This window comes from Methanoregula sp., from assembly GCF_028679125.1.
Lineage (GTDB): Archaea > Halobacteriota > Methanomicrobia > Methanomicrobiales > Methanospirillaceae > Methanoregula.
Genome location: NZ_JAJRCG010000012.1, coordinates 30,612 through 51,931, shown reverse-complemented (window position 1 = coordinate 51,931; position 21,320 = coordinate 30,612). Strand labels below are relative to the sequence as shown.

At 50.4% G+C, this 21,320-nt stretch carries 24 protein-coding genes; 12 read left to right on the top strand and 12 right to left on the bottom strand.

What is annotated here, in order from left to right:
• The first annotated feature begins 108 nt into the window (after positions 1 to 108).
• Together LUQ43_RS09200 and LUQ43_RS09195 are read left to right on the top strand one after the other, a co-directional pair.
• On the top strand, positions 109 to 1,266 hold the full coding sequence (locus LUQ43_RS09200) for a glycosyltransferase family 2 protein (protein ID WP_299966603.1): 1,158 nt from the start codon (positions 109 to 111) through the stop codon (positions 1,264 to 1,266).
• A 9-nt stretch (positions 1,267 to 1,275) separates the two neighbouring features.
• Positions 1,276 to 2,412: a glycosyltransferase family 4 protein gene (locus LUQ43_RS09195; RefSeq protein WP_299966601.1), complete on the top strand. Its 1,137-nt coding sequence runs from the start codon at positions 1,276 to 1,278 to the stop codon at positions 2,410 to 2,412.
• Between the two features lie 167 nt (positions 2,413 to 2,579).
• Here the strand turns inward: LUQ43_RS09195 and LUQ43_RS09190 are convergent, their stop codons facing one another.
• The 5 genes from LUQ43_RS09190 to LUQ43_RS09170 are packed head-to-tail and all read right to left on the bottom strand — an operon-like array spanning position 2,580 to position 5,669.
• The gene (locus LUQ43_RS09190; RefSeq protein WP_299966599.1) at positions 2,580 to 3,155 is read right to left on the bottom strand and encodes a hypothetical protein; all 576 of its coding nucleotides are present in this window, start codon (positions 3,153 to 3,155) and stop codon (positions 2,580 to 2,582) included.
• A complete protein-coding gene (locus tag LUQ43_RS09185) occupies positions 3,152 to 4,585 on the bottom strand; it encodes an RtcB family protein (RefSeq protein WP_299966596.1) in 1,434 nt (477 codons plus the stop codon). Before LUQ43_RS09185 ends, LUQ43_RS09190 begins: the two co-directional genes overlap by 4 nt.
• 20 nt (positions 4,586 to 4,605) lie before the next feature.
• A complete protein-coding gene (locus LUQ43_RS09180; protein ID WP_299966594.1) occupies positions 4,606 to 5,013 on the bottom strand; it encodes an archease in 408 nt (135 codons plus the stop codon).
• Positions 5,010 to 5,300, bottom strand: a complete 291-nt coding sequence (locus LUQ43_RS09175) for a hypothetical protein (protein ID WP_299966592.1) — start codon at positions 5,298 to 5,300, stop codon at positions 5,010 to 5,012. Before LUQ43_RS09175 ends, LUQ43_RS09180 begins: the two co-directional genes overlap by 4 nt.
• A gap of 57 nt (positions 5,301 to 5,357) precedes the next feature.
• On the bottom strand, positions 5,358 to 5,669 hold the full coding sequence (locus tag LUQ43_RS09170) for a DUF2551 domain-containing protein (RefSeq protein ID WP_299966590.1): 312 nt from the start codon (positions 5,667 to 5,669) through the stop codon (positions 5,358 to 5,360).
• A gap of 217 nt (positions 5,670 to 5,886) precedes the next feature.
• On the opposite strand from LUQ43_RS09170, the gene LUQ43_RS09165 reads away from it, so the two are divergent.
• Genes LUQ43_RS09165 through LUQ43_RS09140 form a run of 6 tightly spaced genes read left to right on the top strand, consistent with a single transcriptional unit; the run spans position 5,887 to position 10,300 of the window.
• Positions 5,887 to 6,738 (top strand): protein translocase subunit SecF, encoded by an 852-nt coding sequence (locus LUQ43_RS09165; RefSeq protein WP_299966587.1) that lies wholly within the window; start codon positions 5,887 to 5,889, stop codon positions 6,736 to 6,738.
• Entirely contained in the window at positions 6,735 to 8,195 is a 1,461-nt protein-coding gene (locus LUQ43_RS09160; protein ID WP_299966585.1) for a preprotein translocase subunit SecD, read from the top strand. Before LUQ43_RS09165 ends, LUQ43_RS09160 begins: the two co-directional genes overlap by 4 nt.
• Before the next feature lie 53 nt (positions 8,196 to 8,248).
• Positions 8,249 to 8,521 carry a thioredoxin gene (trxA, locus tag LUQ43_RS09155; protein ID WP_299966582.1) on the top strand — a complete coding sequence of 91 codons (273 nt, stop codon included), beginning with the start codon at positions 8,249 to 8,251 and terminating at the stop codon, positions 8,519 to 8,521.
• The gene (gene npdG, locus LUQ43_RS09150; protein ID WP_299966580.1) at positions 8,522 to 9,172 is read left to right on the top strand and encodes an NADPH-dependent F420 reductase; all 651 of its coding nucleotides are present in this window, start codon (positions 8,522 to 8,524) and stop codon (positions 9,170 to 9,172) included.
• The gene (locus LUQ43_RS09145; protein WP_299966578.1) at positions 9,150 to 9,785 is read left to right on the top strand and encodes a Fe-S cluster assembly protein HesB; all 636 of its coding nucleotides are present in this window, start codon (positions 9,150 to 9,152) and stop codon (positions 9,783 to 9,785) included. Before npdG ends, LUQ43_RS09145 begins: the two co-directional genes overlap by 23 nt.
• Positions 9,758 to 10,300: an aldolase gene (locus LUQ43_RS09140; RefSeq protein WP_299966576.1), complete on the top strand. Its 543-nt coding sequence runs from the start codon at positions 9,758 to 9,760 to the stop codon at positions 10,298 to 10,300. The genes LUQ43_RS09145 and LUQ43_RS09140 overlap by 28 nt, the downstream gene beginning before the upstream one ends.
• Before the next feature lie 379 nt (positions 10,301 to 10,679).
• Here the strand turns inward: LUQ43_RS09140 and LUQ43_RS09135 are convergent, their stop codons facing one another.
• Together LUQ43_RS09135 and LUQ43_RS09130 are read right to left on the bottom strand one after the other, a co-directional pair.
• A complete protein-coding gene (locus LUQ43_RS09135; RefSeq protein ID WP_299966574.1) occupies positions 10,680 to 11,357 on the bottom strand; it encodes a hypothetical protein in 678 nt (225 codons plus the stop codon).
• 317 nt (positions 11,358 to 11,674) lie between these two features.
• Entirely contained in the window at positions 11,675 to 12,787 is a 1,113-nt protein-coding gene (locus LUQ43_RS09130; protein ID WP_299966572.1) for a 6-bladed beta-propeller, read from the bottom strand.
• Positions 12,788 to 13,100: 313 nt separating this feature from the next.
• Here LUQ43_RS09130 and LUQ43_RS09125 point away from each other — a divergent pair, with 313 nt between their 5' ends.
• A complete protein-coding gene (locus tag LUQ43_RS09125) occupies positions 13,101 to 13,310 on the top strand; it encodes a hypothetical protein (protein WP_299966570.1) in 210 nt (69 codons plus the stop codon).
• An 811-nt stretch (positions 13,311 to 14,121) separates the two neighbouring features.
• Here LUQ43_RS09125 and LUQ43_RS09120 read toward each other — a convergent pair.
• On the bottom strand, positions 14,122 to 14,484 hold the full coding sequence (locus LUQ43_RS09120; protein ID WP_299966568.1) for a hypothetical protein: 363 nt from the start codon (positions 14,482 to 14,484) through the stop codon (positions 14,122 to 14,124).
• On the bottom strand, positions 14,477 to 15,025 hold the full coding sequence (locus LUQ43_RS09115) for a hypothetical protein (RefSeq protein WP_299966566.1): 549 nt from the start codon (positions 15,023 to 15,025) through the stop codon (positions 14,477 to 14,479). The genes LUQ43_RS09120 and LUQ43_RS09115 overlap by 8 nt, the downstream gene beginning before the upstream one ends.
• 140 nt (positions 15,026 to 15,165) lie before the next feature.
• Between LUQ43_RS09115 and LUQ43_RS09110 the strand changes: the two genes are divergently transcribed.
• Entirely contained in the window at positions 15,166 to 15,855 is a 690-nt protein-coding gene (locus tag LUQ43_RS09110; protein ID WP_363318511.1) for a KilA-N domain-containing protein, read from the top strand.
• Between the two features lie 156 nt (positions 15,856 to 16,011).
• On the opposite strand, the gene LUQ43_RS09105 is transcribed toward LUQ43_RS09110, so the two are convergent.
• The 3 genes from LUQ43_RS09105 to LUQ43_RS09095 all read right to left on the bottom strand — a co-directional run bounded on the left by LUQ43_RS09105 (position 16,012) and on the right by LUQ43_RS09095 (position 19,202).
• Positions 16,012 to 16,548, bottom strand: coding sequence for a hypothetical protein (locus LUQ43_RS09105; RefSeq protein ID WP_299966564.1), 537 nt, complete (start codon positions 16,546 to 16,548; stop codon positions 16,012 to 16,014).
• 14 nt (positions 16,549 to 16,562) lie between these two features.
• Positions 16,563 to 17,972: an AAA family ATPase gene (locus LUQ43_RS09100; protein WP_299966562.1), complete on the bottom strand. Its 1,410-nt coding sequence runs from the start codon at positions 17,970 to 17,972 to the stop codon at positions 16,563 to 16,565.
• 870 nt (positions 17,973 to 18,842) lie between these two features.
• Positions 18,843 to 19,202 carry a helix-turn-helix domain-containing protein gene (locus LUQ43_RS09095; protein WP_299966560.1) on the bottom strand — a complete coding sequence of 120 codons (360 nt, stop codon included), beginning with the start codon at positions 19,200 to 19,202 and terminating at the stop codon, positions 18,843 to 18,845.
• A gap of 83 nt (positions 19,203 to 19,285) precedes the next feature.
• On the opposite strand from LUQ43_RS09095, the gene hcp reads away from it, so the two are divergent.
• Together hcp and LUQ43_RS09085 are read left to right on the top strand one after the other, a co-directional pair.
• Entirely contained in the window at positions 19,286 to 20,899 is a 1,614-nt protein-coding gene (gene hcp / locus LUQ43_RS09090) for a hydroxylamine reductase (protein WP_299966558.1), read from the top strand.
• Positions 20,900 to 20,955: 56 nt separating this feature from the next.
• Positions 20,956 to 21,318: a cupin domain-containing protein gene (locus LUQ43_RS09085; RefSeq protein WP_299966556.1), complete on the top strand. Its 363-nt coding sequence runs from the start codon at positions 20,956 to 20,958 to the stop codon at positions 21,316 to 21,318.
• Positions 21,319 to 21,320 lie beyond the last annotated feature (2 nt).

Here is a 21,320-nt window from a genome sequence, read left to right as displayed (position 1 = left end):
TGGCATATTCTGACAGGATCTCCGAAAAACCCGTATGAATCCCATGGATTTATTCAATACGAAAACTATTGTTTTATACAATTCAGACTCCTGCCTGCTGGATCTCTCATGATACCCTCATCTATTCCCGGTTCTCCGGTTGATATCTCCGTTGTCCTTCCCGCGCTTGATGAAGAACGCGCTATCGCAGACTGCATCCGTAAGATCCAGACTGTATTCCATGATAACGCAATCAATGGCGAGATCATTGTTTCGGATTCGTCCACCGACAAAACCGGCTCAATCGCCCAATCCCTCGGCGCAATCGTCATAAAACCGGAAAAATCCGGATATGGTAATGCGTACCTTGCCGGGCTCCACCATGCCAGGGGCCGCGTCATCATTCTCGGTGATTCCGACAATACGTATGATTTTTCCCAAATCCCACGCCTGCTTGCCCCGCTTGACAATGGCGCAGACTTTGTCATCGGATCCCGGTTCAAGGGGACAATCCTCCCCACCGCCATGACACCGCTCCACCGCTATATTGGCAATCCCCTCCTCACGTGGATGATCAATGTCATTTTTGGAACGCAGTATTCCGATACGCACAGTGGCTTCCGCGCGATCACCCGCGAAGCGCTCGATCGTCTCGCGTTAAATACCGGGGGCATGGAGTTTGCCTCGGAAATGCTGGTGATGGCAGCAAAAGAGCAGTTGAAGGTCGTGGAAGTGCCGATCGATTATTATCCCCGGCTCACTCCCTCAAAACTGCATAGTTTTGCGGATGGCTGGCGGCATATCCGGTTCGTCCTGCTCATGAAACCCCTGCCGTTTGTCGCAGTTCCCGGCCTCTTGTTCTTACTTATCGGAGCGCTGCTCATGGGCTTCTTTTTCTTCGAAGGGAATGTCGAATCCTCGCACCTACACACGTTCATTCTCGGTGCAATTCTCGTCATGGGCGGCCTCCAGGTCATCCTCACCGGCTTCCTGATGAAGACCTATTCGGTTGTCCACGGGTACGAGAACAAAGCCGGTATCATCGTGAGCCTGATGCAGTACAGTAACCTGGAAAAATTCCTTGTTCTTGGATCCGGCCTGTTTATTGTCGGGGTACTCCTCGGGATCAACATCGTGATCCAGTGGTTCTCGGTGAGTTTTGGTTTCCTGTCGGAGATATCCACCGCTATCGTCGCATTAGTCCTTATCACGAGTGGCATCCAGGTCTTTCTCTTTGCAGTGTTCCAGAGTATGATGCTCTTAAACGAGAACAATGGCCATGCATAGGGAGCAGGGATGAAGATCGCACTCGTCTACGATGTCATCTACCCCTATGTGAAAGGCGGCGTGGAGAAGCGTGTCTGGGAACTGGGTGTGCGACTCGCGTCGCGGGGCCATGAAGTCCACCTGTTCGGCATGAAATACTGGGATGGAGATGATATCCAAAAAAAAGAGGGGGTGATCCTGCATGGTGTCTGCCCGTCATATCCACTCTATTCTGACGGACGGAGAAAAATTCCTGATGCTTTGATATTCAGCATCCGCATCTTCCCTGCGCTGGTACGGGAGAAATTCGATATCATCGACTGCCAGCAGTTCCCGTATTTTTCCTGCATTACCGCCCGGGCTGCGGCAGCGATACGGCATACACCCCTTGTCATCACCTGGCATGAAGTGTGGGGCGAATACTGGTACACGTATCTCGGGTGGAAAGGATGCTTCGGGAAACTGACGGAACGGGTTGTTGCCCTGCTGACACAAAATAACGTGGCGGTATCGGAAACGACCGCACAGAATGGCAAATCTCTTGGGATACCGGTGGCCACAATCATCCAAAACGGGATCGATCTCTCCCGCATGGACTCCATACCGCCCTCTCCGGAAGATTCCGACCTGATCTTTGTCGGAAGGCTGATCAGGGAGAAACATGCCGACATCCTGGTGGATGCAATGGCGATCCTCATCCGGGATCATCCGGATCTCCGGCTGCTGATCGTGGGTGATGGACCCGAATGGGATGTGTTACGGCAACAGGTCCGCGTGCAGGGACTCAAGAGAACTATCCGGATGGCGGGTTTTTTTAATAATCACGATGACGTTCTCGCAGCAATGAAATCCTCGCGGGTTTTTGTTCTTCCCTCGACACGCGAAGGGTTCGGCATTGCTGCACTCGAAGCGCTCGCGTGCGGGTTGCCCGTGGTGACCGTGGATCATCCCGAAAATGCGATCTGCGACCTGGTCACGGAAAAGACCGGTTTTCTCTCGTCATTGTCCCCCGACTCTCTTGCAGCATGCATAAAAAAAGCGCTTGTATCAGGAATAATAATAAGACCGGCATGTATCGCTGCCTCAAAATCATTTGACTGGGACGCGGTGGCTGTCCGTGCGGAACAGTACTACATGACCGTCATCAAAGGATACCGGGATGAATAATTGTTGAATTTTTTTCTCTGTAGAAACGCACATGAACTCCCGGTTCGCACCCGAATCATGAAAATTGTGAGAATGTAATTTGGGGAGGGCTCCCCCCACAGGGGTATCTCCTCGCGCCGATCAGTGACCATAGGTAAATAAAAAACGCATCGCGCTCTCAAAAGAGATCAAAACGTAGTCGTTGCACCCTTGCAACAGAACTGTTTCACGAAATTCCGTGAGGGGAATTCGTGAACGCTGGTGACAACAATCGTTCCCTTCCCGTACCGGTGCTCAAGGATTACCGGCGCAGATCCGTCTGTCCCGACACAGGTTCCCTCATATTCCGGGAACGACCCGTCGCATTCGATATGGGCAGGATCATATTCATCGGCAATGCACCGGGCAACCGAGTCTCCCAAGAACGAGATGCTTCGCGGGTGACAGTCGTGACGGTAGGTCACCCTGAATGGCAACCAGTCGTAGGCATCCGGCCTGGTATCGGCAGCGCCATACACAAGGAGATTTCCGCCCTGTTCGACAAACCTTTCGATACGGGGGGATGATGCACGGAGTGCCGGGAGCAGGTTCGAGTACCGGGCATTGCCAAACCCGGTCGGGATGACCAGGCAGTTGAATGACCCCCGGAAGAAGGGGGCCGCAAGCATCTGTGGTGTGACAATCTCGCAGACGATCCCGCAGTCTTCGATCAACCGGCTGAAATGCTGGGGCGAGTCCCAGACAAACCCGGCCCGGCAACTCATCCCTTGATCACTCCGACCGGCGTGAGGCGGGCCACGAGCCGTGAGATACCGGCCTCATGGACAACCCCGACCACCTCGTCGCTCGGCTTGTATACATCCGGTGCCTCATCGGCAATCGCATTGTCGTGCGGGGCCCGGACAATGATTCCCTGCTTCAACAGGTTCTCCGTTACCTCCTTTCCGGTCATTTTCTTCTTTGCCTGCGAGCGGCTCATGACCCGGCCGGCTCCATGGCAGGTACTGCCAAAGGTCTTCTCCATGGCAGTTGCGGTACCCCGTAGCACATAGGAGGATGTCCCCATGCTGCCGGGGATGATGACCGGCTGGCCGATCGTTGAGAGTTCCGGGGGAATATCTGCCGAACCCGGGCCGAATGCCCGGGTGGCGCCCTTGCGGTGGACGCAGACCCGCATGGATTTGCCATCGACGACATGGTCCTCGAACTTTGCCACATTGTGGGCAACGTCATAGACAAGCGGCATATCTTCATAGGCGATCCGGAACATCTTTGAGAGCACCCTGCGCGTCTCGTGTGTGATCATCTGGCGGTTGGCCCACGCATAATTGGCCGCCGCTGCCATGGCGCTGAAGTAATCTTTTCCCTCAGGGGAGGTGAGCGGTGCGCAGGCAAGCTGCCGGTCGGGGAGCTTGATCTGGTACTTTTTCGTTGCGGCTTCAAGGAGTTTGAGGTGATCGGTGCATACCTGGTGCCCGAGACCCCGGGATCCGCAGTGGATCATGCAGCAGACCTGTCCCTCCCGGATCCCGAATGCTTTTGCAGCAACGGGATCGAAGATCTCGCTGACAACCTGCACTTCAAGGAAATGGTTGCCGGATCCGAGGGTGCCGCCCTGGGGAATGCCCCGCTGGCGTGCCTTATCCGATACCGTACTGATGGATGCCCCTTTCATGCAGCCGCTCTCCTCGCACCGCACGAGGTCACGCGGAAGACCAAACCCGTTCTCAACTGCCCATCGGGCCCCTTTCACCATCATCTCTTCAAGAGCGCGGGCCGGCAGTTTCTTTGCACTCTTCGCGCCAACTCCCGTAGGTACGGCGTTGAAGAGCTGATCGATTAAGTCCCGCCTGCCGCTGACATCCTTGAGCGAGAGGGGCGTTGTGATGAGCCTCACGCCGCAGTTGATATCGAACCCGACGCCGCCGGGCGAGATGACCCCGGACTCAAGGGAAAAGGCAGCAACGCCGCCGATGGGAAAACCATAGCCCCAGTGGATATCCGGCATGGCAAGGGAATGTCTGATGATCCCGGGCATGGTAGCAACATTGGCAAGCTGCTGCAATGCACCGGGTTCAAGCATGTTCCCGAGGGATTCTGAAAGGAAGAACCTTCCCGGGACCCGCATGTCGGGAATATATCCCACCGGCACCTCCCATTCGATGTTACTGATTCGTTTCACGCCTTCTATCATCGTCTCACCCTGCCGCAGATCTATACATCAAATATGATATCCAGCATATATCCGTTCGTATCGCGGGTAATGGACAACCCGGAATAGGAGATCCCCTTCACTTCACTCCCGCCGGCGTGCCGGACCCGGTCAAACAGTTCCCCGTCAAGAACCGCGTGCAGCGTGGTTCCGTGGATCCTGATATCTGCGCCCGCAAAGACCAGGCCGTCGACTTCCGAGATGAAGAGGATCTCAGAGAGGAAATCCGCGAGGAGTTCTTCATCATCAGGAGCTTCAATATCCACCTCCCGCAGGATACCGCCCTCCCGATCATCCCCGTACATCACCTGCATCAGCGCACGGAGGGCCTCGGAAAAGAGGGTTTCAAGCGTCGGCGCATGCGCCCGGATCTTCACATCCGCCGTATGCGGAAGTTCCTCAAAACTCATTCACGGTCATACCCGGCAAGATCATTGTCATCAAAGAACGGGATCATATCCATATGGATGTGGCTGAGAAACCGTGCCTGGTGGATTGAGACATAGATAGTGTGGTTACCCGCTTTCAGAAGAAGATCGGTATCTTTGGGGGGCTTGACCTTGACGGGCAATAATACCGGGCCTCCGCATGAAGTGCTGATACGGAAATCACAGTCCCGTTTATTGATATAAGAGATAACTTCAGGAACAACCATGACACCGCTCATGTCGGCGTTGTCAGAAGAATGCATGTGCATGATGCTAATAGCATAGGAATGGCAGAGTAAAAACCATTGTGGATCCGAAAAGGGAGGTTATACAACCCCGACAATTCCGGTCACAATGTCGACATACTTTTCCTTGAGCTCGTAACTGTTCACTCCATCGGTTTTCCGCGTTGCACGGAGAATGCCGATGCGGGAAGCAATGATACCGACCATGGAGGCAATCGCATGGAACGTAACGGAGAACTGTTTTTGCAGTTCAGATACGATTTCCGCGATCGTGATCGATTGGTTTTTTACAAAGAGCCTGAGGACTTCGCGCCGGATCCCGGTCCTGTCACGGGACAGGTATGACCGCAACCTGCCCTCAATCACTCTCTTGATCTCGGAAGGAGATCTCATAGTTGTAGTGTCAAAGGTCACGGTATATATATTTTGTCATTTTGCGCGATTTTAAATCCCCAATAGCAGATTGGAGCATTTTAAAAAGAAACAAAAATTTTCTGCGCAATCCGGAAAATCTGTGTCCGCGCGAATCCGGTTATGACGGTATTTATCGGTATATCATGGGGTGATTTCCTGATAACTATTTAATCGAACATTAACAGATGAATACGCTATGGGATTGATCAACTACAATATCGAGAAATACACTCCCAAACAGTTGGTAGTAATCCCGCTTGTACTTCTGGTAATCTCCGTTGTCTTCATCGCTCTCAACATGATGACAACAGGGATGCCGGTTACGCCCGGCCTGGATTTTTCCGGAGGTACAGCGGTAACCATCAGGACAACCGAAACGCATGAACAGCTGCAGACCGTGTTTGCCGATTACCCCCTGGCAGAGATCAGCGACATGAACGATGCCAAATTCCTGAAATTCGGCACCATGGATGATGCCAAGTCCCGGTCCCTGGCAGCACTGGTCAGCCAGAAATACCCGGATGCCAGCATCAACCAGATCAGCGAAACTTTCGGCAAGACGTTGCAGTACCAGGCATTCATTGCCCTGATCTTTTCGTTCATCGGCATGGCAATCGTTGTCTTTATTTCGTTCCGTACCTTTGTCCCCTCAGTTGCCGTCGTCCTGTCCGCATTTGCCGACATGGTGATGACCGCAGCGGTGATGAATGTCCTGGGAATCACCCTTACGCTCGGTACAACCGCGGCGCTCCTGATGCTCATCGGTTATTCGGTGGACAGCGATATCCTGCTCACCAACCGCGTGCTGAAACGCCAGGGCAAGCTGAATGACAAGCTTACCGGGGCATTCCACACCGGTATCATCATGACGTCAACCACCCTGGCCGCGATCTCGGTCCTGTTCATCGTATCATGGATCGGGTCCATCCAGATCCTCATCGAGATCTCAGCCGTCCTGCTCATCGGTCTCGTTGCCGATATCATGAATACGTGGCTGACAAACGTGGGCATCCTTAAGTGGTATGTCCTGAAAGGAGGCGGGAAATGAACTCAAAGGAGATTAAGGGGATCTTCACGGACTGGAGAGTTGCCATCCTGATCATCCTCATCGTCCTCTCTCTTGTCGCAATCTACCCGCATATCGACGAGAAGGGCGATCTTGCAACCAACCTCCAGTACGGGCTCGACCTCCAGCAGGGGGCATGGATCCAGCTGGAACTCCGTGGAGAAGTTGTCGGGTACACCACGGATCTCCCGGTCAATGATTTCGTCACCAACCTGTCCACAAATCTCAATGCTGAAGTCGAACAGGTTGATGCCAACCATCTTGAGATCCGGAAATCGTTCACCCAGCAGGAACTGGAAACACAGTTCAGTAATGCCGGCGGGAAACTCACCAGCTACCAGCAGGGTGTTTCCAAGACCACGGCCGGAGATGTGAAGACCGTTCTTGAGACCAAGATCAATTCAATGGGGACCAAGGACGCCAAGGTCAACACGCTCGCCGGTCTCAACAATGTGGTCCGGTATGTCCGGATTGAGCTGGCCGGTGTCAATATGGATGAAGCCCAGCAGATTGTCGGAAAGCAGGGCAAATTCGAGATCCGTATCCAGTCCGAAGGAAACCAGACCGAGCACGTGCTGTTCGGTGAACAGATCTCCAGTGTCCAGATGCCGGCCCAGACACCTGCCGGAAGCAATATCTGGGGTGTCCAGTTCACCCTGAACGAGGCAGGGTCCACGGCATTCCAGGATGCTGCGATCAAGTACGGCGCAACATCGGATCCTGAAAAACACGAACTGCTCATGCTCCTCGACAACAAGACGGTCTATTCCGCCCCCCTGAACACGAAACTTGCCGCGTCCCTGAAGACCGAACCGGTCCGCGAGCTGGTTGCAACGACCGGGAGCGGAACACAAGGATCCCAGCAGGCAACCAACCTTGAAGTCCATCTCCGTGCCGGGGCATTACCGGTTGATGTGAATATTGCCGGTTCCGGCAGCACATCGGCTCCCCTCGGCGAGCGGTACAAGATGTTTGTCATCATCGCGGGTATCCTCGCCCTGATCACCGTGGGACTGGTCATCTATTACCGGTACCGTGAAGCGGGCATCGTGCTCCCGATGGTGCTGATCAATGCATCTGAAGTGCTCATCCTGCTCGGGTTCATTGCGGCGATCAAGTTCCAGCTGGATCTGCCGACAATCGCCGGACTGATTGCCGTGGTTGGAACCGGTATCGACCAGCTCGTCATCATCACGGACGAGATCCTGCATGAAGGAAAGGTGCCGTCACCGAACCTCTATCTCAAGCGGCTGGCCCGGGCACTCACCATCATCATTGCTGCAGCAGCAACGGTCGTCATTGCCATGGTCCCGCTGGTCCTGATGGATCTCTCGACCCTCAAGGGTTTTGCCATCATCACGATCCTCGGTGTGCTTGTCGGTGTTATCATCACCCGGCCGGCATACGGCAAGATCATCATGGAGATCCTCTCCAAGTAACAATACCATAGATTTATCTTTTTTTCATCCACAACAATTCCGGGTACGTTCGAATGAGCAAACCGGTATTGTTTGATTTTTTCGCCACATGGTGCGGTCCCTGCAAAATGCAGACCCCCATTTTAGAGGAACTGGCAAAAAAGATGGGTGATGCGGTGGAGATCCGGAAGATCGATGTGGACCAGAACATGGATCTTGCGGAAAAATACGGGATTCGCGTTGTCCCGACCCTGATCATCGAAAAGGACGGAAAAGTGATCCAGTCCCTGGAAGGGGTCACGAACGCGGCGACGCTTGAAAAACTATTATTGCCGCTGGTGGGATAAGTGAAGATCGGTATTGTCGGGGGCACCGGCGATATCGGCGAAGGTATGGCATTGCGCCTTTCGCCCCTGTTCGATGTGATGGTCGGTTCCCGGGAACCGGAGAAGGCCGAGGCAACCTGCACCATGGGTCGCGACGTGATGAAGAAACGCGGAGGACCCTGCTCGCTCACGGGAGTTACCAACCAGGGCGCAATCGATGCCGCAGATGTGGTTATCCTCGCCATCCCCTTCAAACATGTTGCCGGTACGCTGTCTACGCTGCACGGGTTCGAGAACAAGATCGTGGTGAGCCCAGTCAACCCGATGGAAAAGACGGACCACTTTATCTTTGTACCCCCGAAAGAAGGATCTGCGGCGCTCATGATCCAGAAGATACTGCCAAAAGAAGCCCGGATTTGCTCAGCGTTCAACACGATTGCCGCAAACAAGTGGAAGGCCCTTGATGAGGAGCTCAACTACTCGGTGCCGGTCACCGGTGACGATGCAGAGGCGAAGAAGACCGTCATGGAGATCGTGAACAGGGTCTCCCGCTTCAGGGCGTTCGATGCCGGTCCGCTCGCGTCTTCCTGCATGGTGGAATCGTTAACGCCGCTCCTGCTCAATATCGCCCGGTACAATAAGATGCGGGATGTCGGCATCCAGTTCATTTAAAATCCGTCAGCTCGTCCAGGCCCTGGAGAGCAGGTACGGGAAGATCCCGTGGTGGCCCGGGGACTACGACGAGGTGATGATCGGTGCGATCCTTACGCAGCAGACCCGGTGGGCGAACGTCACGAAGGCTCTTGACGAACTCCGCCGGAGGGATCTCTCAACCCTTGCCGCGATACGGGTCGCGGATATCCGGGGTATTGAAGAGGCAATCCGGTGCACCGGGTTTTACCGGATGAAGGCCCAGCGACTGAAAAATCTTGCAGTATTTGTGGAAGTGACCTGCGGCGGTATCGATATGATGGCGGCAATGTCAACTCCTGCCCTTCGCGAAGGGCTGCTGTCTGTGCACGGGATCGGCGAGGAGACCGCAGACAGTATTCTCTGTTACGGGTTCTCCCGCCCGTGTTTTGTGATCGATGCCTATACGGACCGGGTGGTGCGGTGTATTGGCGTGACCGAGCCCCGCAACCGGCTGAAGCCGTTGTTCGAGCACGTGTTGCCAAAGACTGATGAAGCCTGCCGCCAGACCCATGCACATATCGTGGAATATGCAAAAGAGTTCTGTGGAAAGAACAGGTGCGATGCATGTATACTCGTGAATTCGAACGGATAGGAAAGCGGCTCTTTGCCGAGCATCTCGTGGGTGGGAACTTCGGCAACATGAGTGTCCGCGATGCGAACAAAGGTTTTCATATCAAACAAACCGGTGATTATCTGGATGCGGTCAGCGGGCTGGTCTTTGTCCCGTTTGAGGGTACGGTCCCAAAGAATGCCTCCAGCGAGTACCGGGTCCATCTCGCGGTGTACCGGAATTCCCCGCACATGGCGATTGTCCATGCGCACCCCCAGGCCGCGATTGCCGCTTCGCTTGTCATGGACCGGGTTATCCCGGAAGACAGCGAAGGCCGGATGTTCTGCCCCGAGATTCGTGTTGTGGGGGGTGCACCGGGATCGCAGGAGCTTGCGGATAATGTGGCAGCAGTCCTTGCAAAACAAAAACTGGTGATCGTGAAAGGGCATGGTACCTTTGCCGCGGGAAAAAACCTTGACGAGGCATACCAGTTTACGTCTCTTGCCGAACACTCGTGCCGGGTGCTTGCGCTGAAACGAAGTTTCCAGTCCCTCTGACAGGGCCGGTCGGCAACCACGGTTCCGGAAAAATCCGGATTTTTTTATACGGTTTTGTCATTATCTGGTTTTTACCGGAGCATGATCGAACACGGTTACAATGGCTGCGACCCGGTTCTGACAGGGCCACTCAACCGGTGCCGGGTATCCGGCGTGTCATGGATCACGTAATCCGTTCGGATACAAGGAGCGGGTGTCTTGTTTCATGACGGATAGATACCCCCCTCTGACGTGAGATGCGAGGACTCCGGTGCCGGGTTTTGTTAGGTCCGGAAGATTTTGGGAAAATATTCTGGAAAATTTTTTCCGGATTTTTTTATTTCCCGAATTTTTTTTGCCGGGAAAAATTTGAAAATCTTTGAGTTTTTTTTTAGGATAATCAGAATCTCATGGGATGTTTTCCTTTTTTGAGCAACGTATTGCCATGGGCAGGAAGAATAAGGTGCAGATGATATTTTTTATTAAGATCTTTCGAAACTTCGGAGATTAATCTCTTGTCGAACGTAACAAAATAGTTCGCCCGGACGGAGATGGCGGTTGTCAGTAATATTGCATCCTGCGTCTTGACACGTTTGAATGTGAAGATCAAAGAAGCCACTATTTCAGAAAAATTGTCGCCTTTTTCTTCCGGTTCATCGGATAACGGTAATATCGTGTTGTTTCCGAATAAGATATCGAACTTGTTTTCGATCTCCTCAAATACAGTCTCCATTGAATCACCGGGAAGGTCAAGGGAATTTTTCTCCTCGCTCCACCGGGACAGAGGGGTACCATTTTTAAATAACAGGATACTCCGCATTTCATCACGGACTGCCGAAAAAACTTCATTCATTGCAAGATAGGAAAAATAAAACTCGTCCTGAAACCCTTCGGATTTCATGTCAATAATTCTCTGGATAAATTCGATCGATTGTTTATGACGGTTCAGATAGATCTCCCGGAAATCTGCAGGGATTCCATATTTTTTAATAAGAAGGTCCAGAACACCGGAGTCCGTTATCAGCCAGGGAACAAGAGTATTGGTGTCGATGCACCACCGGGAACCGGAATCCGCCAAATGTTATCTCCCGACTTTCTTTTTGGGTTTCCATAATCCCTTGATCTGTCCGGCCTCACCATTTACAGTCGAACGCTGCCGTAACTCATAATATTTTCCGGTGACAGGATTATGGATTCGTTTTGTTGCCATAGCACTGAACATTACTTCTGTTTCAACACTATTATTTTTTTCTAAAGATGCACGTTCCGGTTAAACGGATGTTTGAGGGAGGGGGGTGCCGGGTCATCGTATACGAATTTTTTACAGTATCTTCAAGAAAAAATGGATGGAAACCGGTTTTGAAAAAAAACCGGGATGATTCTCACGATAAAAAATTATTTCCCGCCAAACAGATTCCGGAAAAACCTGGCGATCGGATCCAGGAGGGTCTCGTGTGTTCCGGTCTTCTGGAGCGTTTCTTCAACAACGGGCGCTGCCATCGTTGCATTATCATCCGCAGCGGGTGCGGGAGCGGGCGTTGCCGTTGTCACCGGGGAGGTGGTTACTGCGGTCGTGAGACGGGTTGCCGGTGTAACCCGGGGATTTTCCCGTTCTGCAATAATCGAAATAGTGGACCGGACTCTCGGGGTGGAGGCCGTTACGTATGTCGGAGACCGGGGGCCGAGTTGCCCGATCGTCCACCGGGTACCGGATTGCCAGAGTGCGTACACCGTGCCGGACGAATCCGTGGCAATCGCAATGTTCCTCCCGCCGGTCCTGCACGATGAAAGAAATTCCCCGGCCGGGCTGAACGTCTGGATCCGGGAACTGGCATCGGATACGTACACATTGCCCCAGTAATCAAGAGCAACACCGGAAGGGGCGGTGAACTGCCCGCTTTCGGTTCCCCCGCTGCCCCAGGTTGTGATGACGGTCCCGTCACGACTGATCTTCTGTATCCGGTTGTTGCCCGTATCCGCAACATACATCGTGCCGGATGAATCGATGGCGATCCCCTCCGGTGCAATAAAATACCCGTTCAGGGATCCATACGATCCCCAGGTCACCAGGTACTGGCCGGTTGAATGGAATACCTGTATCCGGTCATTGCCCGTATCCGCAACATACACGTTGCCGGACGAATCAACAGCAATTCCGACGGGAGAGTCAAACTGCCCGCTCTCGGTCCCCTCACGGCCCCAGAGGAAAAATCCCCGCGAACTGATCTTCTGGATCGTGTGGTTCCCGGTGTCTGCAACATACACCGTGCCGGACCGGTCTATTGCAATACCCCGGGGGGCTTTGAACTGCCCGTCCCCGGGCCTCTCACTTCCCCAGGAAAATAAATACTTCCCGGTTTCACTGAACACCATGACCCGGTTGTTTGCGCTGTCAGTCACATACACATTGCCGTAGGGATGGATGGCAAAACCGGCGGCTGTTACATTGGATAACCCGTTCCACGATCGGATAACCGGGCAGGTCTCTTCTGCCAGAACTCCCTGCACCAGTACGATGAGGAGGAGAATAACGAGGGTGATCCTCCATGAACGCCAGGTAACTGAAAAAAACTGAATGATCGGTCAGCACTCCCGCATCTGCATTTATTTAAAGAGGGTAATGAACGATTAAATATATTCTGATATGTCTATGAGTCGCACAACCGGAATAGTTTCATACGGGATCTCCGCGGACAGTGCAGGGGCGCATGGGTATTTTTCACGACTGATGATGCCCTCATCAAAGTTATTGAGAAGCACGCGGATAAGATTACTGTTGAAACAAAAAATCCTGTAGAGTGGTTTATGGAGGTGACAACTGATGGAAGCAAAGACGCTCGATGAAATCCGCATTCAGGGATTCGATGTGCTGGTGAAAAATCTCGGTCCTGCGGACGCGATCCGTTTCATCCAGAGTTATTCCCATGGAAGCGGGGATTATACAAAAGAGCGCAAATCCTCGCTGGAGAAGGATTTCGATACGGTTGTTGCCGGGATCATGGAGCGCCGGAAGACAAAATCCCGGCTCTGATTTTTTCTGTTCAGTAACCGATTCTTGGCCTGATTTCACGATGGAGAACATCCCATTCGAAGATTTCTTCGGAATCTTCTTTAGACTCAATTCTCCGACGGAGAACTACCCCTCTCCGACGTGAGACCCCCTGCCAAAACAGGGCTTCTTTTCATTTTCCCGCACCAGAGCCCGTATAGAACGCGATCGGCCCTCCAATAGCGTCTATTTGCGCACTTTGAAATCTCCGACGGTGAAAATCCAATCGGAGCCCGTATAGCCCGATAAAATCTCCCCAGTTTACCGTTTTTGGCGAATTACGCACTTCCGGGCGGGTCCGGGTCAGTTAGCCGACATCATTCTCCGACGGTGAATTGTGATTAGATGAGTCTATCTTCCCCCGGGTATTCCGCAGGGATGATCTCCGACGTGAACTATGCGGTTACGTCGTAGACTATCCTGCCGGACCCCCTGTTCAGTGAAAAACTCCAGGAGTTTTGCATCAAACAGGGGGTCGTTCGATCCCAAACCGGGCTCGTATAGGGCTCCGTTCCGGAAAACTGGGGATTCGGGGCACGTATAGGGGCCGGATTGGGGAGGGTCTTCATTGCGAAACAGGGGGTCCGGGGGGTGGTTTTCTGAGAGGGTTTACGGGGGGGTGGCGGGGATTACGGTGCCCGAGTTTTGTTGGAGCCGGGCCGGGAAAATTTTTTGAAAAGTTTTCTGAAAATGTTTTGTACGCGGAAAATAGTTTCGAAAAAAAATATGCGGGAAAATTAATTTATTTCGCTGATGGCAGACGATATGGATTTCACGCTACATTCAGAATAAATTATTGATGTAAAAATTTTGTTCCGATTTTTGCAATAACTTCACGGGCATGTCTCAATTCTGCCGGTGTAGGTGGAATTTTTATTTTTGAAAGAGCAATTTCATCGGTATTCCAAAAAAACCGTTCGTTATAATCTTCCTTGGGAAGGACATATTCTGGTTTTTTTGCTTGATGAATAGCTCTCGCTCTTAACGCATGAGCGACCACAATTTTATCCTTCGCTCCTGCAATGCAACGGCCAGGTCTTTCTCTGGCAATGCGGTGGCCCAATTTATTTACTCCGTTTGACCGAGCCTGAACTTCCGTAATGGTGTTCACATTCGATTGAGTAAATGTTCTGATTTTCGCTGCCATTTTAGCCACTACTGAATATAGTTCTCTTTTTTACATAAATAAACGTAATTGTCCTGCTATCTTCTTCATAAATCCGATGTGAAATAATTCGCCACGCAGTATGTCGTGGAAAAAGAATTTCATGTGCTTCCCCGTCAATAAACAATGCCTTTTCATTTACTAAACAATCGGTGATAAAAATTATGTTGTGCTGTGATTCGGTATTTGTAAATTTTTTCAGGGCGATTTGAATATCAACAGTCCACGATTCAAATCCGGGATTCGGATCGATGGATGAAAAACCCTTGGCAAGTTTGTCTTTTATTTCTTTGGCATAAGGGCCCCAGACCGCTCGAAACAATTGTGGGTTTTCATCACTTTGAAGATCTGAAATAGTTTGAAATTGATGTTCGGATAGTACCGATTTTGCAATTATTCCGTCGAGAGATTGAACAATATACCCTACCTTTTCTCGGGATTCTTGCGGAATTGTATCAGGATTTTTCAGGTAATTATTTATGCAAAAACCAAATGTTATCCAATCCGATATTATATCTTCATCGGGGTTCATTTTTAAAAATTCCAATGTGGATATTGAGATGTGTCTTTTAAAAATGGTTATTTTAATAATAAATTCATTTGCATTTGATTTTGTCAGCTGAACGATTTTAAGATAGCAGCTCTGGAGTCCAGGATGATACCTGTCAATAAATATGGGGGGAAAGAGAGCCGACAAAGGATCACTGTCGGGAGCAGCTCAATAACCCGGATTTTAATCCCATCGAATTCGATGGGATTAGAAAACAGGCAGGACTCAACAGTTTCATCCTCACTGCACGACAATGGATCGGGAAAACAAACGCCCATGGTATCAAGGCAAAACCCGGACGGTATGGCGGTACCTATGCTCACAAGGATATCGCGTTTGAATTCGCTTCCTGGATCTCGGTGGAGTTCAAACTCTACCTGATCAAGGAATTCCAGCGACTCAAGGATGAGGAACGCAAACAACTGGGTTGGGATATCCGGCGTAACCTTGCAAAGATCAACTACCGTATTCACACGGATGCGATCAAGGAGAACCTGATCCCAAAAGAGCTCAATCCGGCTCAGATCAACCGGGTGTACGCATCAGAAGCCGATCTTCTCAACATGGCCCTCTTCGGGTTCACCGCAAAAGAATGGCGCGACAGCAACCCGGACAAGAAAGGAAATATCCGGGATTACGCCGATATCTCGCAGATGGTCTGCCTCTCGAATCTTGAGAACCTGAACGCACATTTTATTGGCGAAGATATTCCCCAGCCCGAGCGGCTGGTAAAACTGAATGCAATCGCGATCCACCAGATGACCCTGCTCACACAGGACGCGACGGCACGGTTGATCAGCGGGCGATCATAAGTCCGGAGTTCTGGGTTAGTGAGCGTGAGAACGTTCTGGGTTTGGGAATTTTATAACTTTTTTTTGGTTGCGGCAGATCCACTGCAAGAGGCGGTAGGAAGCCGAGAATAATTCTCATTTTCAAATTATTTCGATTCATTAAATCCGAGAATAAATCTATATTGTCGAAACCTTCTCGCCTCTTAAAAAACGAAGAAAATCACGTGGATCGACGAAATCACAATCTTTTTTATCAATATGAATACTTTTAAGAATTTTTCCTTTAGCTTTTTTTGCATCAGTATTTGCGTTTTTATTCAGTCTTTTTGAGACACCGCATGCTCTAACAATAATATTCTCACAATATTTCTTATTGCGAAGACAATTGTATAATGCCATTTTTTTATAAGTATTGATGATTTGATCTGCTGCTCCATCAAAATCGGTCCCTTTTAATTCAGTTAGGACTAAAAAATGTTTGCCGGTTAACAAATCTTTGTAATAAACCAGCAAATCACAGATCCGCTCTCCATCGTGATTCATATTGAATTCATTTCTGAACGGAGTTTGGATATGTCCATCCTCATCAATTCTAAAAAAAATTATTTGTTCGCGAGATGGATCAGGTGATATAGCAATTCTAGGACTATTGTCCGCATCTTTAAAGGTTGTTCCTTGATGAAAACACGAAGTCACTAATAAATTGAAAGTCACGAATGTCCCCGCCTTTAAACATCATAATAAATTTCTGCAATGTCCTCTGCGACTGAGCTAAAAGATTTTAAATTGATATTTCCTTTTTTGTCAATTATTTTCTCAACATTCTCATTATCGTTAGTAAATAGATAAACTGACACGTCTTCTTTTGAAATAAATGCATTACTGTTTTTTAGATAAAATTTTTCAATAACTTTTTCTTCAGTTTTTTTGGGATAAGCTCGCATTAGATTTTCTAAATGATTGACCATGTATGGACTATGAGTTACCATAATCACGCTAACTCCATTCTGAACCAACATAACCAAAAATTCCATAAGCTTTGCTTGGTTTTCTGGATGTAGATTCATCTCGGGTTCATCGATTAAGAGCAAATCTCGTGATTGAATTAAATAACGCAAATACAGGGTAAGTGGAGCTAAGTCTTTTACTGTAGACGAGGTGACAGCTAATTCAAGATCCAAATCCGCTGCTCGTCCATGCCTATAATAGAGAGAATCGGATAGTTGACCTTCCCCTTCTTTATATTCAAATTTGCCACCTAGGACTTGTTTTTCAAGAATATCTGCAAGATCTAAAAACTTTTTATTTGAATTATTTGTTCTCTGGTGGGTAATTTTTTTAAGTTTTTTCTCACTTTGCAAACTTGCTAGCGATGAGATCAGTTTTGATATTGGGAATGGTAATATTCGTTCATCTTCTGCAGTTTGTTTTTCTTCTTTGGAATTATCCACTATTCTCTTATCAATATGGAAGGCATCTAAAAACGCCATTATCCCTGTTCTTTCGGCCGGGAGATACAAATTGTCTATGTACAATGATCTATGAATAACTTGGAAAATTGAACCATAAACAAACATCCTAATAACTTCTTTAGGTAAATCACTAGATGAACGATTTTCTGAGAAATAGAAGTACAGTATTGTTTCATCTCTATTTTTTTTAATATTAATTAGTCCTTTTTTATCTGTCCCTTTTGGATATGAAAGGTCAATTTTTCGAGACAATACGTTTTTTTTCATCTCTTCAAAATCATCACTAATATTTACGGAAATTTTTACGTCCTCAAAAATCTTCTTATTTGTTCCCATCATAGGATTTAACCAGATCGGAGAGAATTTTGATAAATTCGAATAATATTTTTTTGCATACTCATTAAAAAAATCCACTATGTCAATTTTTGCGTTACCCTGAGCAAATAATTGATCAAGCAATTGTTCAATCGGAGGATATTTTTCCTTTAACTTACCGTTCGAAAAATGAGAACGATAGGTCAGCCAACTTTCTTGCCCAAAAAGTCCACATATTGTATATGCAACCCATGTTTTTCCAGTATTATTTTCACCGATAAATACAGTGAGAGGTTTGAGATCAATATTCGCTCTTTTTGCTGCTCCTAAATTCTGTATTTCGATTTTCATGATTTATCTTTTCCTCGCGAGAGGGGTTTGATTTTCCACCATATTAGAGTCCTCTTATACTACATTCCGATAAAACAAACGATTTACTTTCTAGGTTAAATTTTCTTTGGATGTATATAAGATCTAACGCAACAGAAATCAAACCTTCGATTAAATATTTCGAAATGTTATCGGCTACTTTTTCACTATATTTCTTGTTATTGCTTATATCCAAAAATATGCTCATCCTTTCAGCGATCATCAAGTAATCTATGGAGTCATTTTATTTTTAATCGACAATGAAAGAGATATCTCTACTAAAATATGCATAATTCTCTAAGTTTTCTGGTACAATAGATCTGACCCACCCCTCCGCTCATCCTCACGCCCGTTCCCCCACCCAACACGAAGTATCTGGCAAAAACAACCTGCACAAAAAAGGCGACATCACAAACTTCGGCGAAAAAGCATTCCAGCAAACCGACGAAAAACTTCGACGCCATCGCACAAACACCGGCAAAAGATCGAAACCAAAACAACACGTTACTGAGCTTCAAACAAACAACGGGCAACCACTCTAACAAAAACAGCCCACTCTCACTCACCGACTGTGTCCTCTGATAACGCCGGCCGTTGAACCGGCCGGAGCGAGTATGAGTCGGCGAAAAATTCCCGGAGAATTTTTTTATCCGAGTCCATGCCAGAAAATTTTCCGGCGCCCGATCATGAAGATATGTGGTTACAACCCCCCACAATCGCCAGAACATATATGGCTATAACCCATCACAAACCATCCGACAGGGGACTGCCCACGCGGCGGGGGCTGTAAGCCCCCAAGAGCGTCAAACCTCCTCATGTTTTTCCAAAGAAAAAAAGTCTCGGAAAAAATCTCTACAGCACGCACACGCTGCAATCCTGCCCCCCGCACGGAATATTATCAATCTTCCACTTCAGCGCCCACATCTTGATCCCCCGGATCACATCCACCAGCTCAAGACCGCTTGAAGTCAACGTGTACTCACTCTTCACAGGAAACGTTGAAGCATCCACCCGCCGGGTAACAATCCCCTCCGCTTCCAGTTCCCGGAGACGCTCCGACAAAATCTTCTGCGTAATATCGCCAAGCGAATCCTTCAGCTCCGAAAACCGCCGGGTATGCTGAGGCCCCTTGTACAATTCAAGAATAATCAACAAAGTCCACTTCTTTGTCAGGTACTTCACGGTCATGTTGACCGTGCACGCTTCGTCCATGGTATAGTTTCTGAAACTCTTTCCTATTTAACCATAGTATACAAAAGAAACCTTGTAGTAAAAACATACGAAGGAGTCGAACCATGTTCTGTTACCAGTGCGAGGAAACCGCAAGAGGAACCAGCTGCACCGTCAAAGGCGTGTGCGGCAAGGAAGGCGCAACCGCCGGCCTGATGGATGTCCTGATCTATGTCTGCAAGGGAATCTCCGAGCGCAACATCGCCGCGGCAAAGACCGGCAAAGAAAACAAAGACGCCGGCATCTTCATTGCCGAAGCCCTGTTTGCCACGCTGACCAACACGAACTTCGATGACGCCCGGCTCACATCGCTCATCACGAAGGCTATCGCCATCCGCGATGCGCTGCCGCCGGCGGCCGGGGAACCGGACGCCTGCACGTGGAAGCCGCGCAATGATGCGGAGATTCTCGCAAAAGCTGAACAGATCGCAAAAGACGCAGCAGGCAACGATGATATCCGGTCCTTACGGGCCCTCCTCCTCTTCGGCCTCAAGGGCGTTGCTGCGTATTACCACCACGCGGCCGTGCTCGGGTACACCGACGCGAAGATCACAGACTTCATGCAGAAAGGACTCGCGTCCACGCTCCACGATCTCCCCGCGGGAGAGATGACCGCGCTCGTGCTCGAATGCGGCGGTGTGGGTGTCAGCACGCTTGCCCTGCTCGATACCGCGAACACGAAGACCTATGGCAACCCGGAGATCACGAGCGTGAAGACCGTACCCGGCACGCGTCCCGGCATCCTGGTCACCGGCCATGACCTGAAAGATCTCCAGCAGCTGCTGGAGCAGTCGAAGGGCAGCGGGGTCGACATCTACACGCACGGCGAGATGCTGCCGGCCAATGCCTACCCGGTCCTGAAGAATTACACGCACCTCTACGGCAACTACGGGAGCTCGTGGTGGCACCAGAAAGAAGAGTTCGAAACATTCAACGGCCCGGTGCTCGTCACCACCAACTGCATCGTCCCGCCAAAGGACAGTTACAAGGACCGGATCTATACCACCGGGCCCGCCGGATACCCGGGCGTGAAACACATTGCTGCCGGAAAGGACGGGAAGAAAGATTTCTCGGCCGTCATCGCCCATGCAAAAACCAGCCAGCCCCCAACGGATCTCAAGGCCCCGGGCCGTGACCTCATCACCGGCTGCGCCCACGGGGCAGTCCTCGCGATCGCCAGCACCGTCATCGAGGCCGTGAAGAAAGGCGACATCAAACGCTTCGTGGTCATGGCAGGCTGCGACGGGCGGCAGAGCGAGCGCCAGTATTACACGGACTTTGCGCAGGCGCTCCCGAAGAACACCGTCATCCTGACCGCGGGCTGCGCAAAGTACCGGTACAATGGCCTCGACCTCGGCACCATCGGCGGCATACCCCGGGTCATCGATGCCGGCCAGTGCAATGACTGCTACTCGCTGGTCGTGATCGCCCAGGCGCTTGCAAAAGCATTCAATGTCGGGATCAACGAGCTGCCGGTCTCCTACAACATCGCGTGGTACGAACAGAAGGCAGCGCTCGTCCTCCTGGCCCTGCTGAACCTTGGCGTAAAAGACATTGCGCTCGGGCCAAAACTCCCGGCATTCGTCTCGCCCGGTGTCCTGGACGTGCTCGTAAAGAACTTCGGGATCAGGAAGAACAGCACGGTCGAGGAAGACCTTGCCCGCATGGTCCCTGCATGATCCCAAAGCATACCGCTATAATCCCCGGAGCACATATCCACAGACAAGGAACCGCTATGGCAGAACCCCGTGAGGAACAGGCAGGCGCTGAAACGAAGCGCAAGGAACTGGCAGGAAAAGTCCTGGCAACGAACGACCTCGTCCAGTACCAGGAAGGGACGGTCGCAAGCCGGATGATCGTCTTCAAGAAGACCGGCACCATCACGCTCTTTGCGTTCGATGCCGGCGAGGGGCTTTCGGAACATTCCGCCCCGTTCGATGCCATCCTCACCGTCACGGATGGCGTAGCGGATATCACGATCGCCGGCACACCGTTCACAGTCAAAGCCGGGGAGATGATCATCCTCCCCGCGAACATCCCGCACGGCGTGCAGGCAAAGCAGCAGTTTAAGATGACGCTGACCATGATCCGGGAGTAAAC